Source organism: Chelativorans sp. AA-79 (genome assembly GCF_029457495.1).
Taxonomy (GTDB): domain Bacteria; phylum Pseudomonadota; class Alphaproteobacteria; order Rhizobiales; family Rhizobiaceae; genus Chelativorans.
Genome location: NZ_CP120361.1, coordinates 475,376 through 490,285 on the forward strand (window position 1 = coordinate 475,376; position 14,910 = coordinate 490,285).

At 64.4% G+C, this 14,910-nt stretch carries 13 protein-coding genes; 10 read left to right on the forward strand and 3 right to left on the reverse strand.

From position 1 onward, the window contains the following. Positions 1–2: 2 nt before the first annotated feature. Together PVE73_RS02335 and PVE73_RS02340 are read right to left on the reverse strand one after the other, a co-directional pair. The gene (locus tag PVE73_RS02335) at positions 3–1,142 is read right to left on the reverse strand and encodes a mandelate racemase/muconate lactonizing enzyme family protein (protein ID WP_277365400.1); all 1,140 of its coding nucleotides are present in this window, start codon (positions 1,140–1,142) and stop codon (positions 3–5) included. A gap of 11 nt (positions 1,143–1,153) precedes the next feature. Beyond that, entirely contained in the window at positions 1,154–2,212 is a 1,059-nt protein-coding gene (locus PVE73_RS02340) for a LacI family DNA-binding transcriptional regulator (RefSeq protein ID WP_277365401.1), read from the reverse strand. A gap of 220 nt (positions 2,213–2,432) precedes the next feature. On the opposite strand from PVE73_RS02340, the gene PVE73_RS02345 reads away from it, so the two are divergent. From PVE73_RS02345 to PVE73_RS02380, 8 genes are all read left to right on the forward strand, one after another. Next, entirely contained in the window at positions 2,433–3,737 is a 1,305-nt protein-coding gene (locus PVE73_RS02345) for a sugar ABC transporter substrate-binding protein (protein WP_277365402.1), read from the forward strand. 60 nt (positions 3,738–3,797) lie between these two features. Further along, positions 3,798–4,535, forward strand: coding sequence for an SDR family oxidoreductase (locus tag PVE73_RS02350; RefSeq protein WP_277365403.1), 738 nt, complete (start codon positions 3,798–3,800; stop codon positions 4,533–4,535). Positions 4,536–4,549: 14 nt separating this feature from the next. Then, positions 4,550–5,419 carry a sugar ABC transporter permease gene (locus PVE73_RS02355; RefSeq protein ID WP_277365404.1) on the forward strand — a complete coding sequence of 290 codons (870 nt, stop codon included), beginning with the start codon at positions 4,550–4,552 and terminating at the stop codon, positions 5,417–5,419. Between the two features lie 10 nt (positions 5,420–5,429). Continuing rightward, positions 5,430–6,257, forward strand: a complete 828-nt coding sequence (locus tag PVE73_RS02360) for a carbohydrate ABC transporter permease (RefSeq protein ID WP_277365405.1) — start codon at positions 5,430–5,432, stop codon at positions 6,255–6,257. 4 nt (positions 6,258–6,261) lie between these two features. Continuing rightward, positions 6,262–7,263 (forward strand): alcohol dehydrogenase catalytic domain-containing protein, encoded by a 1,002-nt coding sequence (locus PVE73_RS02365; RefSeq protein ID WP_277365406.1) that lies wholly within the window; start codon positions 6,262–6,264, stop codon positions 7,261–7,263. After that, positions 7,263–8,342, forward strand: a complete 1,080-nt coding sequence (ugpC, locus tag PVE73_RS02370) for a sn-glycerol-3-phosphate ABC transporter ATP-binding protein UgpC (protein WP_277365407.1) — start codon at positions 7,263–7,265, stop codon at positions 8,340–8,342. The genes PVE73_RS02365 and ugpC overlap by 1 nt, the downstream gene beginning before the upstream one ends. 209 nt (positions 8,343–8,551) lie before the next feature. Continuing rightward, entirely contained in the window at positions 8,552–9,481 is a 930-nt protein-coding gene (locus PVE73_RS02375; RefSeq protein WP_277365408.1) for a PfkB family carbohydrate kinase, read from the forward strand. Further along, the gene (locus PVE73_RS02380; RefSeq protein ID WP_277365409.1) at positions 9,478–10,515 is read left to right on the forward strand and encodes a tagatose 1,6-diphosphate aldolase; all 1,038 of its coding nucleotides are present in this window, start codon (positions 9,478–9,480) and stop codon (positions 10,513–10,515) included. The genes PVE73_RS02375 and PVE73_RS02380 overlap by 4 nt, the downstream gene beginning before the upstream one ends. 133 nt (positions 10,516–10,648) lie before the next feature. Here the strand turns inward: PVE73_RS02380 and PVE73_RS02385 are convergent, their stop codons facing one another. After that, a complete protein-coding gene (locus PVE73_RS02385) occupies positions 10,649–12,850 on the reverse strand; it encodes an esterase-like activity of phytase family protein (protein WP_277365410.1) in 2,202 nt (733 codons plus the stop codon). A 219-nt stretch (positions 12,851–13,069) separates the two neighbouring features. On the opposite strand from PVE73_RS02385, the gene PVE73_RS02390 reads away from it, so the two are divergent. Beyond that, positions 13,070–13,762, forward strand: coding sequence for a DUF1013 domain-containing protein (locus PVE73_RS02390; protein WP_277365411.1), 693 nt, complete (start codon positions 13,070–13,072; stop codon positions 13,760–13,762). A 699-nt stretch (positions 13,763–14,461) separates the two neighbouring features. Beyond that, entirely contained in the window at positions 14,462–14,854 is a 393-nt protein-coding gene (locus tag PVE73_RS02395; protein WP_277365412.1) for a transcriptional regulator, read from the forward strand. Positions 14,855–14,910 lie beyond the last annotated feature (56 nt).

The following is a 14,910-nucleotide window of genomic DNA, read 5'->3' on the forward strand; positions in this document are numbered from 1 at the left end:
GCTCATACCGGCAGTGCGACCCGGTAGCGCTCGAGCCCGTCCAGATCGGGCGCCACGCCCAGACCGTACCCCTCCGGAACGCGCATATTGCCGGATGTGATATCGGGAAAGCCGAGAATGAAACGGTCGCGCAGGGGATTTGGGTTCGAATCGACTTCAAGCACACCGTCACCGCCGACGGCCGCCAGGAAATGCAGGGAGGCCATGAGGCCGATACCGCCGCCGAGCCAATGCGGGCACAGGCTGATCCCGTGTTCCAGCGCCCGGCGGCCGATCGCGACACAGCGGCTGAAGCCACCCCATTTGCCGATATCGGGTTGCAGGACCGATATGCCGCCCGACTCCATCATCTGCCTGAATGCCGCATCGCCGCGAAGATTCTCGCCCAGGGCCACCGGGATTGGCGAACCGCGCGTCAGCCGCTGCCAATCCGACAACGGAGCATCGGCGCGCAGAGGCTCTTCGAGCCACACCGGCCCAAAGGGCGCAAGGGCGGCGCTCATCTCCACCGCTTCCTCAAAAGTCCACGCCTGATTGGCGTCCACCATGATCGGTGTTCCCGGACCGAAGGCCTCCCGCAATGCGCGCAAGTTGCGCACATCGCGCTCCTGCCCGAAGCCGACCTTGAGCTTGAACCGGCGATAGCCCTCCGCGTGCTTGCGCAGTGCCAGGATCTCCGGCCGATCGGCGTTCAGGCCGCTGGCATAGGCCGGCACGGACCCGATCTCCTCCTCGCGGAACATCCGGTAAAGCGGCTTGCGCGCTCTTCTGGCGACCAGGTCCCAGAGCGCAATGTCCAGGCCCGCGACCGCCTGCGCGAGCGGACCGGGCTCACCGCTTTGAATGGCGAGCACTTCGGTCGCGGCGGTGAGCCGGCGGAAGGCTTCCGAGGGATCGTCAAAGCGCCTCGACTTGCACAAGGGCGCCAGCGTCGACTGGATGAGCCGGGCGCGATGCTCGGCGCCGACCGAGGGAAAGTTGCACCAGACCTCCCCCCAGCCTTCGGCTCCGTCGGAGGACCGCACCTGAACGAAAAGGGCTGGACGGTCCCGCATCTCTCCGAAGGAGGTCACCACAGGCACGTCGATCGGCACCCGGAAGACATGCGGTGTGATCTCTGCGGTTTCGAAGGATATGTCCATGGGTGGGACCCTCAGTCTTTGGGAGGCGGCGCAGTGGATTCGCGAACCACCAGGGAAAAATCTATCTCGCGATGCATGATCGCCGGCGCGCCCGCCAGATGCTCCACGAGATATTCGCCCGCCCGGACCCAGATCTCGTCGGTCGGCATGTGGATCGTCGTCAGGCTCGGCTGCAGATGGCGGCTCCATTCGAGATCATCGAAGCCGACGACCGAAAGTTGCTGCGGAACCGGGATGCCGAGCTTCTGCGCCTCCAGCATCACGCCATAGGCGATGACGTCGTTGCCGCAGACCAGCGCTGTCGGCCGGTCGCCTTCCGCCAGGATGTAGCGCGCCGCCTGGCGCGCATCATCGAGATTGTAGTTGACCTGCACCATCCAGCGTTCCGGCGGCGGCGCGTCATGCTCCTCCAGAACCTGGAGGACCCCGGTGAGGCGGGCCTGCGCGCGGTCGTTGTTCCTCTGCATCGCCGCCACGATTCCCACGCGCCTGTGGCCGAGCTCGATCAGATGCTGCGTGATGCGCCGCCCCGCCGCCGCGTTGTCCACGCCGATGCTGGGATAGGGCTTTTCCGGCTCGTAGACGCCGACATTCACGAAAGGGATCTTCTGCGAAAGCAGAAGTTTGCGCAGCTCATCATGCCGCTTGTCTCCGCGCAGGATAAGCCCGTCTATGCCGCGGCTGACGAGGTTGCGCGCCTGCTTGAGCTCGATGTCGAGATCATACTCATTGGTGGAAAGCAGAAGCAGGTAGTCCTTCGTCGCCAGGTAGGACTGCAGCGACTGCAGACCGCGCGCGAACATCGCATTGTCGATGGTCGGCACGATGGCTCCGATCGTGCGGGTCCGCCGGCTGGACAGGGCACGGGCGGAGGCATCGGGGATGTAACCGATTTCGTCGATCACCGTGTTGATGCGCGCGCGAAGCCCGGCACTCACCGACTCAGGGTTGTTGAGCGCGCGGGAAACCGTCGCGGTAGAGACGCCCGCCCGCTTCGCCACTTCGCGGATTCCAACGGATTTTGCCTCGTCGAGAAGCGTGGTCGTCGGTTTTTTAGAAATCGGTTTCATGCTGTTTCGGGTGCGCTATGCATCCGGCTTTCTTGCAACAGGTTGGCTGGAAATGCAATCATTTGGCGGGCATCTAGCGAATTCAGGAAAGAGTCACTCATGTGTGCCCGCTCCGAATTGACATTGCCGGGATCGGAAGATATGTAACCGGTTACAGTGAAATCGCTCACTGTTCCGCACGCCTTTGCGGGCAGCGGACCTGGACCAGGGAGGACTCATCGTGCGATCATCATTGAAAACACTGCCGACCCTCGCCGCGGCGCTGCTTCTGCCCGCCGCCTGGGGTGCTGTTGCAGCGGCGCAGGAATTCGACTGGAAGGCGCATGAAGGCGAGACGATCACCTTCCTCGCCAACAACAATCCGTGGGCGACGACCGTCCTGAAATACAAGGACGAGTTCGAGGCGCTGACGGGGATCACGCTCCGCGTCGACAGCTATCAGGAGCAGCAGATGCGGCAGCGCCTGCTGACCGTCATGAACGCGCGCAGCGACGAGGTGGACATCTTCATGACCCTGCCGTCCCGCGAAGGCATGCAGTTCGCGGCGGCCGGCTGGTACGAGGACCTTCTGCCCTACACCACTGAAAACGCCGCTCCGGAATACGATTTCAAGGGCTTCAGCCCCGCACTCGTGGAAGCGGCCACCTTCGACGGCGCGCTGACGGGCGTTCCCCTGAACATCGAGGGGCCGCTTCTCTACTATCGCACCGACGTGTTCGAGAAGTGCGGGCTCAATCCCCCCGAGAGCCTTGCGGGGATCTCCGAGGTCGCGGCGGAGCTCAAGAAGTGCGCTCCCGACATGACGGCCTTCGCCTCGCGCGGGCTCGCGCCGGCGCTTCCCTATACTTTCAGCAACTTCCTTCACAATATGGGCGGAAGCTACATGGCGGACGGGAAGTCGAACCTCTGCTCGGAGGAGGGCAAGAAGGCGATTTCGCTCTATGCCTCATTGCTGAAGGACTATGGCCCGCCGGGCGTGGTCAACTACTCCTTCTATCAGCTCACCTCGCTTTATCGCGAGGGCCGTTCGGCCATGTCATTCCAGTCCTCGAACGAATTCCCAGCCGTCATGGAAGGCGGCGCCCGGCTCGAGGATACGGCGATCGTGCCGCTGCCGGCGGGCGAGGGCGGCTCTCACCCGACCACGATCGGCTGGGCGCTGGCCGTCTCGCAGTTCAGCTCCAACCCGGAGGCGGCCTGGTACTTCGTGCAGTGGGCGAGCAGCCCTGAGATGCAGGCGAAACTCGCGCTCGAAGGCATCGCACCGCCACGCAACGCGGTGGCCTCCGACCCCGACTACCAGGCTTGGCTCGAGGAGCAGCCGGTGCGCCAGCATTGGCAGGAGGCATTGGAGCACCTGGCCGACAAGGGCACCTCGGAAGTCGGCTATCCCATCGTCCAGAATCCGGAATCGCGCGAGTATATCGGCCAGGCGGTCAACGCCGTCCTCCTCGGCACGAGCACGGTAGACGAGGCCTGCGCTGCCGCCGACGAACAGCTCAACGCGCTGATCGCGCGCGAGTAGTTCCACATCCCGTTCAACGGGCCGCTCGCATGCGGGCGGCCCCTAATCGGATTAGCCCGAATGCCAAGCAGCCCATTCGAACTGACGCCGGGATTCCGCGCCGTTGTAATCGGCGGCGCCGGCGGTATCGGAACGGCGATCGTCCGGCTCTTTCTCAAGCTTGGCGCGGAGGTGAGCGCGACCGGTGTCAGCGAGGATGAAATCGCTCGCCTCGCGCCGGAGGGCCATCCCCGTCTGTCGCTCGAATGTCTCGACGTGACGGATGACGGCGCTGTCTGCCGCTATGCAGGCCGCTTCGATGCAGTCGACGCGCTCGTCAACTGCGCCGGCATTCTGCGGCGGGACGAGGAATATGATCGCGAGACGTTCCGCAAGGTGATCGAGGTCAACCTGACCGGCACGTTCAGTACCTGCCTGGCCTTTCGCGCCGCACTCGCGGAAAGGGGAGGCTCCATCGTCAACATCGCTTCCATGAACGCCTTCACCGCGCTGCCGCGCATTCCCGCCTATTGCGCGAGCAAGGCTGGGGTCGTGATGCTCACCAAGGCGCTGGCGCATGCCTGGGCCGCGGACGGCATTCGCGTCAACGCGGTGGCGCCGGGCTTCATCGAAACCGCGATCAATGCGGAGGGCCGCAAGGACCGGGTGCACTACGAGCGGATCGCCGAGCGTACGGCCTTGAAGCGCTGGGGCCAGCCGGAGGACCTGGCGGCCACGGTCGTCCATCTCGCCATGCCCGCGTCCTCCTACGTCACCGGCAGCGTCTTCGCTGTCGACGGCGGTTATCTCGCGGGCTGAATGCGGAGCGCCGGATGGACACGTCGAATTCCCAACGGGCTCAGCTTGCCGCCCTTGCGGCACCTTCGGTCATCTTTACCGTGGCGATGATCGCCTTCCCGTTCTGCTATACGATCTGGATCAGCTTCCAGGCGGTTTCCGCGACCGGGATGATGCGTTTCGACGGTGCGGCGAACTATGCGCGCATGGTGAACGACACGCAGTTCTGGAACGGGCTCTGGATCACGTTCTATCTCTACGCCCTGTCCCTGGTGCTGCAGCTCGTCTGCGGCACCGCGCTGGCGCTGCTTCTCTTCCGGGCGCGCCGGCTGCCGGGCATCATCCGCTCGCTCTTCATATCGCCCTTCATGCTGCCGCCGGTGGTGGCGGGAATGATGTGGCTCATTATTCTCGACCCCTCGCTGGGCGCGGCGAACTATATTCTCACCTCGCTCGGCCTGCCGCCGTCGAACTGGCTCGCCTCACCCGCCCTGGTCATTCCCACGCTCGCGCTGGTCGATACCTGGCAATGGACGCCCTATGTGGCGCTCATCGTGCTCGGCGGGCTGCAATCGCTGCCGCCCAGCGTCTACGAAGCCGCCGAGATCGACGGCGCATCCAGGACGAAGACCCTTCTTCGAATCACCCTGCCGCTGCTCCTGCCGACCCTTGTCACGGCGACGGTGCTGCGCAGCGTCGATCTCCTGCGCTTCTTCGACCTCATCTACATCACGACGCAGGGCGGCCCGGCCAACGCCTCCACGACGCTCAACATCTACGGTTTCAGGACCGGCTTCGAATTCTTCCAGCTCGGCTATGCCGGCGCTCTGATGATCACGCTGTCGGTCATGGTGCTCGGCGTGGTGCTTGCGCTCAACCGGCTCCGCAACGCGGTGGCCTGGTAGGAGGAGAGATATGAACAGCAGCGCTTCCGCCGACCGCTGGCTCGGTTATCTCAACGTGATCCTTCTGGCGTTGGCGGGCATCATCGTCATCGCGCCCACGCTGTGGATGGTCTTGTCGTCCTTCAAGCTTTCGCACGAGGTCACGGCCTATCCGCCGACGCTGTTGTTCACGCCGACGCTTTCGAACTACGTCTCCTTGTCGGAAACGACACCCTTCATCCAGTACGGCATCAACAGCGTGATCGTCACTTCAGTCTCGACGGCGCTTGGCATCCTGCTCGGCGCGCCGGCAGCATTCGTCGTGTCCTGGACTCGGATCACCTGGCCGGCCATCGTCGCGCTCGTCGCGCGCATGGCGCCGGGTACGCTCTTCCTTCTGCCGTGGTACGTGATGTTCCGTCAGGTTGACATGATCGGCAGCTATTGGGCGCTCATCTTCACCCATGCGGTCATAACCATGCCGATCGTCATCTGGGTACTTATGCCTTTCTTCGACAACATTCCGCGCAGCATCTTCGAGGCCGCGCAGGTGGACGGCTGCTCGACGTTTCGCGTCTTCCATCGCATCGCGCTGCCTCTCGTGACTTCCGGTCTTGCGGTCTCGGGCATTCTCGCCTTCGTGTTCTCCTGGAATTACTTCCTCTTCGCGCTCGTGCTGTCCAATTCCGACACGAAGACGCTGATCGCCGCTTCCTTCAACTTCATCGGAGAGGGGTCGACCAACTGGGGCGCGCTCATGGCGGCCGCCACCCTGATCGCCCTGCCGCCTCTCGTCCTCGCTGTCATCGTCCAGCGCTGGCTCGTCTCGGGCCTGACGCTGGGCGCCGTCAAAGGGTGAAGTCATGCCGAATCCACCAACCATGCGGGCAGCCGATTTTCACGGCGACGACCGGATCACCATAGAAGAAAAGCCCATGCCCGTGCCGGCAACGGGCGAGGCGCTGGTGCGCGTGCTGCGCACCGCGCTCTGCGGCTCCGATTTCAAGCTGTGGCACAAGGGGGCCGAGCATATCGCAGGCCACGAGATCTTCGGGCGCGTGGAGCACCGCGGCCACGCCATGGACGGCCAACGCTGCGCCGTCTACATCCCGCTTCATTGCGGTGAATGCGAAGCCTGCCTGGCGGGCGACACGCAGATGTGCCTCACCGTCTCTTCGCTCATCGGCTGGAACCGGGACGGCGGCTACTGCGAATATGTGGCGGTGCCGGACAATTGCCTGCTGCCGGTTCCCGACGACATCGAGGACGATCTGGGCCCGCTGCTTCTCGATACGATCGGCACGTCCGCCCATGCCGTCAGGGAAGCGGGCCGGATCGTGCCGGCCGAGAAGGAGCCGGACGTGCTGGTGACCGGCGCCGGACCCGTCGGCCTGGGTGTCATTCTGGCACTGAAGGCGCTCGGCTTCGTCAATGTCCATGTCTCCGATCCCAACGAGGAGCGGCTGGCGATCGCGACCGATTTCGGCGCCGTCGCGCATCCGGTCGGCAGCCGTGCAAAGCGTTTCAGCATGATCGTGGAGTGCTCTGGCGCGCATGCCGCGCGCAACCTCGCCATCGAGCTCATCCTGCCCAAGGGCGTGATCGTGCTGGTGGGCGAGAACGCCGCCCCCTGGACCATCACGGAGGACAAGGTGTTCCGGCGCAAGGACTTCGTGATGCTCAGAACCTTCTATTTCCCCAAGCAGGATTTCCCGGCAAACCTGGAACTGCTGCGCGCTCACAGGAAGCAGTACGCGCGCCTGGTGGACGAGCGGTTCGGTCTCGACGCCCTGCCGGAGCGCTTCGCGCATTTCGCCCGCGGGCGCTCGATCAAACCCGTTCTCGCGTTCGAGGAGTCCAATTGATGGCGTCCATACGCATCAGGAACCTGGTCAAGCGCTTCGGCAGCGTGACCGTCATTCCCGATTTGAGCCTCGACATCCCTGACCACGAATTCGTGGTCCTCGTCGGTCCTTCCGGATGCGGCAAATCCACCCTCTTGCGCATTCTCGCCGGACTGGAGACGGTGAACGAGGGGGATGTCCATATCGGTGACGAGCGCGTCAACACCGTGCCCGCTGCTCGGCGCGATATCGCCATGGTCTTTCAGGACTATGCACTCTACCCGCACATGACCGTGCGGCAGAACATGGCCTTCGCACTCGAGATGCGCGGCATGAGCAAGGCCGAAATCGACGAGCGCGTGAAGAAGGCGGCCACGCTCCTGCATATCGACGGGTTGCTCGACCGCCGGCCGAAGGCGCTTTCGGGGGGGCAGCGCCAGAGGGTTGCGATGGGACGGGCCATCGTGCGCGATCCCAAGGTCTTCCTTTTCGACGAGCCCCTGTCGAACCTGGATGCCAAGCTGCGTGCGCAGGTGCGCGCCGAAATCAAGGCGCTGTCGCAGCAATTGCGCACCACCATGGTGTTCGTCACCCATGACCAGATCGAGGCGATGACCATGGCGGACCGCATCGTCGTGATGAAGTCCGGAATCATCCAGCAGGTGGGCAGCCCGGAGGATGTCTACGAAAAGCCGGCGAACCTGTTCGTCGCCGGCTTCATCGGTTCGCCTTCGATGAACTTTATCCCGGTCCGCATCTCCGGCAGCGAGATCAGCCTTGAGGACGGACGGTCCATAGAGGCAGCACGCCTGTTCGAAAGGCGGCCGGCCGGCGTGGAAAACGGCGAGGCGCTGGTGCTCGGCGTACGCCCGGAGCACTTCCTGTTCAAACCGGACGACCCGGCCGCCTTCAAGGCGCAGGTGAGCCTTGTCGAGCCGCTCGGCTCCGACACGCTCGTCCACTTCAAGGCGGGCGGTATCGACGCGATCGCCCGCGTGTCGCCCGACCTGCGGCCCAGGCCCGGCGACACGCTCCCGCTGATCCCGGCCGCAAACAAGGCGCATCTCTTCGCGAGCGAAACCGGCGAAGCCATACGCTGACATCAAGGACCGTCGATGACCGATCCAGGACCGACCAACAGCGTTTTCGCCCAAGCCTGCCCCGTGGCGGGCGGATGGAGCCCACCGGCGGAGGAAACAAGTCCTTCCGACGCGTTCGCCGGCTATGAGCAATCGGCACCCGGCCGCGCAGTCGCGCGATACGAGATCGAGAACCATCTCGGGATCAAACATGATTGTGTTGTCGGGCTATGACACGCTTCCCGCCCCAATGGTGCGAACGCACCCCTGAACTCATCTGCCTCGGGCTGTCGGCCCTCGACTATATCTGGACGGTCGACAGGTTCGCCGGTCCGGGCAGCGGCAAGGTTCGCGCATCCGCATTCACGACGATCGGCGGCGGCATGGCCGCGACGGCGGCCGTCACGGCAGCGCGCCTCGGGGCGCGCGTGCAATTCTGGGGGCGCGGCGGAGACGACCATGAGGGGCGGCTTATGCGGCACGGCCTGGAAGAGGAGAATGTCGACGTCTCGCATTTCCGGCTTTTTCCCGGAGCGCGCTCCTCCATTTCCGGGGTCATCGTCGACGCGGCGGGGGAGCGCCAGATCGCCAATTTTCGCGGCGCGGACCAGCCGGTCGATCCGGAATGGCTGCCCATCTCAGGCATCACCGGGGTTGGCGCGGTCCTGGCCGACCCGCGCTGGCCGGAGGGGGCGGCGGCGGCCTTCTCTGCCGCGCGAGCGGCGGGCGCGCCCACGGTGCTGGATGCCGACATGGCGGAGCCGGAGGTCTTCACGGCTCTCCTGCCGCTGACGGATCATGCCGTCTTCTCAAAGCCCGCACTGGAAGCCTTCGCCGGCAGTGCGGCCGACCCGCTGGCGGAGATATGCGCCTTCGGGTGCAAGGTCGCGGCGGTGACGGAGGGCAGCGAGGGCGTGACGTGGCGCCAGGATGGCCGGGCGCGTCGCCAGCCGGCTTTCCCGGTGCGCTCCGTCGATACGACAGGCGCAGGCGATGTCTTTCACGGTGCCTATGCCTTCGCCATCGCCGCCGGCGCGCCGGTCGCCGAGGCCTTCACCTTCGCCTCTGCCGCCGCGGCCCTCAAATGCACCAGGGCCGGTGGACGCAGCGGGATTCCGACATTGGACGAAACACTTCATCTATGGAGAACTTGCGCATGAGCACGATCGGAAAAAGTCGCGGCCTCACCCGGCTGGCCGATGAGGACGGGTACTTCACGATGGTGGCGCTGGATCAGCGCCCTCCGCTGATCAGTGCCATCGCAAAGGCGAAATCCATCGCACCGGAGGACGTGACGTTTGCCGATATGCTTTCGGTGAAGCGTCTGCTCGTGAAGGCCTTGGCGGAAGACGCAAGCTCCATGCTTCTCGACCCGAATTTCGCCATTCCGGCCGCGATCGACGTCCTGCCATCCAAGACCGGTTTCATCGTGACGCTCGAAGATCATCGCTTCGAGGAGACATCCTCGGGCCGCAAGTCGCGTGCGATCGACAACTGGAGCGTCGAGAAGATCCGGCGGATCGGCGGCGACGCCGTCAAGGTGCTCGCCTGGTACCGGCCGGATGCCGGCGAGGACGTCATCGCCCACCAGCAGGCTTTCGTGCGCACCATCGGCAAAGAGTGCCGCCGCTACGACATCCCCTATGTGCTGGAGCTGCTCGTCTATCCCTTCCCGGACAGCGCCGCCCACACGACCGGCTACGTGGAATCGCCTGACAAGAAGGCGGCTCTCGTCATCGAGAGCGTTCGCGAATTCGCCAAGCCGGACTATGGCGTGGACCTCTTCAAGCTGGAAACGCCGGTGCCCGCCGCGTCGCTGCCGGCAATGGACGGAAGCCCGGCCACGCAATCAGCCGCAAATGCATTCGCCGAGATCGGGGGCATCTGTCGCGAGGCGGGCATTCCCTGGGTTCTGCTTTCGGGCGGGGCCACGCCGGAGCAATTTGACCGCGTGCTCGGCTACTCCTATGCGGCCGGCGCGCAAGGCTTCCTTGCAGGCCGAACGATCTGGCTGGACGCGGTCCAGGAACATTTCCCCGACAAGGAGGCCGTCCTGCACGCGCTCGACGAGGTTGGCAGAAAGCGGCTCAGCGACCTCAAGGCGCTGACACGAAAGAAAGCGAATCCCTGGAAGGGGGATTTCAGGACAACCGAGGTCTCCTTCGAAGGCGATTTCGCGGCGAGCTACGCCTGACCGCGAAAGAGCCCCCCTTTTCGGCACTATATCCTCGGCCCGACAGCTGGGTGCTGGATATAGAAGCGATCAAAGAAAAACCCGGGGCGTTCGGGTGCGTCCCGGGTTTTATCAGCAGGGCTTTGCCCGGCGATCAGTTCACGGCGTCGAGCCGGCCGAGCTTCACGAAGATCGTCTCGCCAGAGGAATCGTCCACGCCGTCATTGTCGGTGACGAAATAGGCCTCGCCGTCCGCATCGATGGTGAAGCCCTCGATCTTGTCGACCACGTAGCCGTTGGTGGCGGAACGGATATCCTCGATCAGGTCGCGCACCAGGGTCTTCTCCACCACGGGGAGATCGCCGTCGAGCGCGGCAGGCTTGAAGCCGTCGAGCGCAACCTTGTAGAGCCGCTTGTTCTTCGCCGCCGTGCCGATGAGATTGTCACGCTCGACGATGTAGAGCGCGCCGTCGTGGGCGGTGATCTCCGACAGGCCGATCCAGCCCTTCTCCGTCGCGTCGAGCGGGTAGCGCGCTGCAGACCACTCTTCGGAAGAGGGCTTGTAGGCAAGGAGCTTCACCTGCCCCTTGGGGTCGTCCTTCCACTCGCGCTGGACGGCCATGACCAGCATCTGCTCGTCGCCCTCGCCCACGGTGGTGATGCCTTCAAAGCCGTAGCGGATCTCATGCGCCAGCAGTTCTGGCGGCAGGCCGATCTCCTCTTGAATCACACCTTCGGCGTCGACGTGATAGACCGCGTGCGGGATGAGTCGGTCGGTGCGCCCTTCGGAGGCGAGCCAGAAGCCGCCCTCGCCATCGGAGGCGAGGCCTTCGATATCGAGCTTCTGTGCCGGCGCGTCGCCGCGCTTGACGACGATCTTGCGGGTGACCTCGGCGGGGGTCTTTGTCGCATCAACGGCGAAGATCGCCGGCTGAGCTCCATAGACCGAGTCGGAGGCGGCGAAGAGATGGCCTGCCTGCGCCGGGTCGGCTGCGAGCGCGGAGAGTGCCCCCCAGCCGATCGGGCGCCCATCCTGCATGACCGAGGCGATCATCGGATAGGCCGGAGCGCCTTCGCCGAGTTCATAGACCATGACGTGCGAGCGCGCGCCGCCGTCTTCCACCAGGTCGGTCTCGTTCGCCGTCACCAGAAGGTTGCGCTGGGGGATGGCCAGCACGCCTTCCGGACCGATGCCGGAGGGCAGGACCTGCACGAATTCCGGCTCCGCGCCGGTATCGCGATAGACGGCCACGAGGGAGGAGCGCTCCTCTGCCACGAAGATATACCGCTGATCGCCATAGGCGGCGACCTCGATGCCCTCGGGCTCCACACCCTTGGCATCCGACCGCTTGTCGGGATAGTGGCCGGCGAGCGCCGCCCGGTGGTCGAGATCCGCGCCGGAGTCGTAAAGCACCTCGCCCGCCTTGGAGAAGATGCTGAAGCTCCGCGAACCGCCCTCGTAATCACCTTCGTTTGCGACTACCAGGCGGTCGTCGTCGAGCCATTTCACGGCGTCCGGCTCGCGCAGGAGATCGCTTGCAGACTGGTCGAAGCGCAGCGCGCCGTCATCCAGTGTGTCGATATTGTCGAGGCTCGTGCTGCCGGCCGAGAAATGGCTGACGATTTCGCCGGTTTCGGCCGAAACGATGGCGATGTGGTTACTCTCCTGAAGCGTGACGGCGATCTCGCCCGCGTCGTTGAAATCCACGAGCTCAGGCTCGGGATCCTCGGGCGCCACTGCGGCAAGCCCGGTGAGGTCCACGGTTTTGATGCCGTCGCAGTCCGCTACGCCATCGGCAAGCGGCACGATCTGGAGTGTGCCTGCGGGCATCTGCGGGATCGCGCCGTCGTTCACGTCCTCGTCGCGCTCGTTCTCGATGGCGATCGCGAGGAAGCGCTTGTCCTTGCTGACGGCCACGGAATCGGGCTGCCCTGCCAGCGTGCATGCCTCCTCCGCCTGCTTGCCGGCAATGTCCATCACGAGCAGCTTGCCAGAGGGATCGGTGTAGCTCCCGGACGTGTTGACCGCCGCGAAGGCCTTGCCGCCCACGACCGTCACCGAGGTAGGCTCGCCCTCCACCTTGAGGATGCCGGCCGCCTTGGGAGTCTTCGGATCGGTGATGTCGACGAAGCCGATCGCGCCCAGCGGGCTGTCGGAATAGACGAGTGTGTTGCCGTCCTCGCTCGCCGTGATGATCTCCGAAGAGGTCGGGGTTGCCGGGTCGATGTCGTCCGGCAGGTTCTCGGCGACGGGGAACGTCGCGATTCGGTTGAAGGCCTGCTGTGCGAAAGCAGGGATCGCTGTGGAAAGCGAAAGCGTTGCGGCAAGCGCAAAGAGCAGTGAAGGACGTCCCATTCCCCATCTCCCTCTCGGTTGGAAACACCGCTTCTTGGAAGACGAGGATTGCAGCCGCATGACGGGACGATGACAGTCCCGTGACGTCCCCGGAGGAATTCGGACAATAGTTTTCTTGCCTCGATGGACGAATGCAACTATATAACGCCCATCCCATACATCGGTGGCAATGACCACCGCCTGCGCTGGGGACGCGGGCGAAGACAGGATATTTTTACGATGGCCAACACGCTTCTCATGCCGAAGGCAACCGCCGTCTGGCTGGTGGACAACACGGCGCTTTCCTTCGACCAGATCGCCGAGTTCTGCAAGCTCCACCCGCTGGAGGTGAGCGCGATCGCCGACGGCGATGCGGCGCAGGGCATCAAGGGGATGGATCCGGTGATCACCGGCCAGCTCACGCGCGAGGAGATCGCGCGCGGCGAGGCCGACCCGGATTACCGCCTCAAGCTTTCGGAGCCGAAGGTGCGCGTGCCGGAGACGAAGCGCCGGGGACCGCGCTACACGCCGCTTTCCAAGCGCCAGGACCGGCCGAACGCCATTCTCTGGCTGGTGCGCAACCATCCGGAACTGAAGGACGCGCAGATTTCGCGCCTCGTCGGCACCACCAAGTCGACCATCGAGCAGATCCGCAACCGGACGCACTGGAACTCGGCCAATCTCGTGCCAATGGACCCGGTGACGCTGGGGCTGTGCTCGCAGATCGACCTCGACATCGAGGTGCAGCGCGCCTCCCGCAACGTGCCGCAGCAGCCGCCGGCCGGCGACACGCTCCTGCCTGCCTCGCAGACGGAGAAGATGCCCTTCGAGGAGACCCGCCAGGAGGAGCCGGAGGAGAAGGAGCTCGACGCGGATGCGGTGTTCGCGAAGCTCTCTTCGCTGCGCTCCAAGAGCGACGAAGACGAGGAATAAGACCTCTTAGCCGCACCATCCGACGATGCACCGGCCGATGCCGTAGAGTGCGGCCAGCGCGTCCACAGGCTGAAAGAATCTCCCCATCCAAAGGAAAAGGGCTGTCCTTGCGGACAGCCCCCGTGTCTTCCATTCCTGACGCGGCCAGCGGCTCAGCAAAAAGCCGCGCCGCGCGTCATGCGCTTTAGCCGAGAGGCTGCTCCCGGGTAAGGCAATCCGCCGAGGCCACGCTGGAATTGAAATCACTCGACATTGGATCACCTCCTTTCGTTTGTTGCAGTTGCCCCCAATGTGGATGGCGAAGGGCGATCGCGCAAGGGGTAAAGCTTCAGTTCAGGGAGAATGATGTCGTCGCCCATTGGATACTGCCGGCTTCGCGGGCACGCCACGGGCGGCCGGGGATGCCCGGCGCACCTAGGTGATCGCGTCCGTCTGCTGCCCGCCGCCTGGGCCGACCAGGCTTCGCCTGAATGGGATCGCGGTACGCTGCTTGCACCATATCGGGCATGACGGCACGACAGACCAGAAACCGACCTATTTCGCTACGAGCGTTCATGACGGTGTTCCGGAATGACACAGCCTGCGCTCCACATCTGATCCAGCAGCCTTGGCCGGACGGCTCGCGTCGCCCGCAGCATCTGTCTGCCGCAGATTTCCGGCCGTCCCGCAAGCCCCTGCTTCAACCAATCGGATGCTGACATGACCAGAGTTCTTGCCGCTCTATCGATAGCGCTCAGCACTCTCTATGCGCCCACAGTTTTCTCTGCCGAACTCGTTTTCGTCGAGATCAAAGGCTGCGTCTATTGCATACGCTTCGACAGGCAGATGGCGCCGGCATATGCAACCAGCGAGATCGGAAAGAGGGTTCCCCTACGGCGGGTCGATCTCATGCGCCGCTGGCCCGACGATCTGAAACATGTGGAGAGGCCGCCCTATACGCCCGTTTTTATCCTTGTAGAGGACGGCAGGGAGATCGGCCGCTTTCTTGGCTATAGGAGCCCGCGGCAGTTCAATCGCGACCTGCGGCTGATGCTGCAAAAGGCACCCCTGAAGCTGGCCGAACACCTTCGTTCGTCCGGCGGCGGCCGATGACGTAACGTTGCTGCAGTGCGCGCTGCGCTATGCCGGTCAAACCCGGGCCGACGTCA

Coding starts and splice junctions, on each gene's coding strand:
- PVE73_RS02335 (WP_277365400.1), bottom strand. CDS start 1,142: ATGGACATATCCTTCGAAACCGCAGAGATCACACCGCATGTCTTCCGG.
- PVE73_RS02340 (WP_277365401.1), bottom strand. CDS start 2,212: ATGAAACCGATTTCTAAAAAACCGACGACCACGCTTCTCGACGAGGCA.
- PVE73_RS02350 (WP_277365403.1), top strand. CDS start 3,798: ATGCCAAGCAGCCCATTCGAACTGACGCCGGGATTCCGCGCCGTTGTA.
- PVE73_RS02355 (WP_277365404.1), top strand. CDS start 4,550: ATGGACACGTCGAATTCCCAACGGGCTCAGCTTGCCGCCCTTGCGGCA.
- PVE73_RS02360 (WP_277365405.1), top strand. CDS start 5,430: ATGAACAGCAGCGCTTCCGCCGACCGCTGGCTCGGTTATCTCAACGTG.
- PVE73_RS02365 (WP_277365406.1), top strand. CDS start 6,262: ATGCCGAATCCACCAACCATGCGGGCAGCCGATTTTCACGGCGACGAC.
- ugpC (WP_277365407.1), top strand. CDS start 7,263: ATGGCGTCCATACGCATCAGGAACCTGGTCAAGCGCTTCGGCAGCGTG.
- PVE73_RS02375 (WP_277365408.1), top strand. CDS start 8,552: ATGACACGCTTCCCGCCCCAATGGTGCGAACGCACCCCTGAACTCATC.
- PVE73_RS02380 (WP_277365409.1), top strand. CDS start 9,478: ATGAGCACGATCGGAAAAAGTCGCGGCCTCACCCGGCTGGCCGATGAG.
- PVE73_RS02385 (WP_277365410.1), bottom strand. CDS start 12,850: ATGGGACGTCCTTCACTGCTCTTTGCGCTTGCCGCAACGCTTTCGCTT.
- PVE73_RS02390 (WP_277365411.1), top strand. CDS start 13,070: ATGGCCAACACGCTTCTCATGCCGAAGGCAACCGCCGTCTGGCTGGTG.
- PVE73_RS02395 (WP_277365412.1), top strand. CDS start 14,462: ATGACCAGAGTTCTTGCCGCTCTATCGATAGCGCTCAGCACTCTCTAT.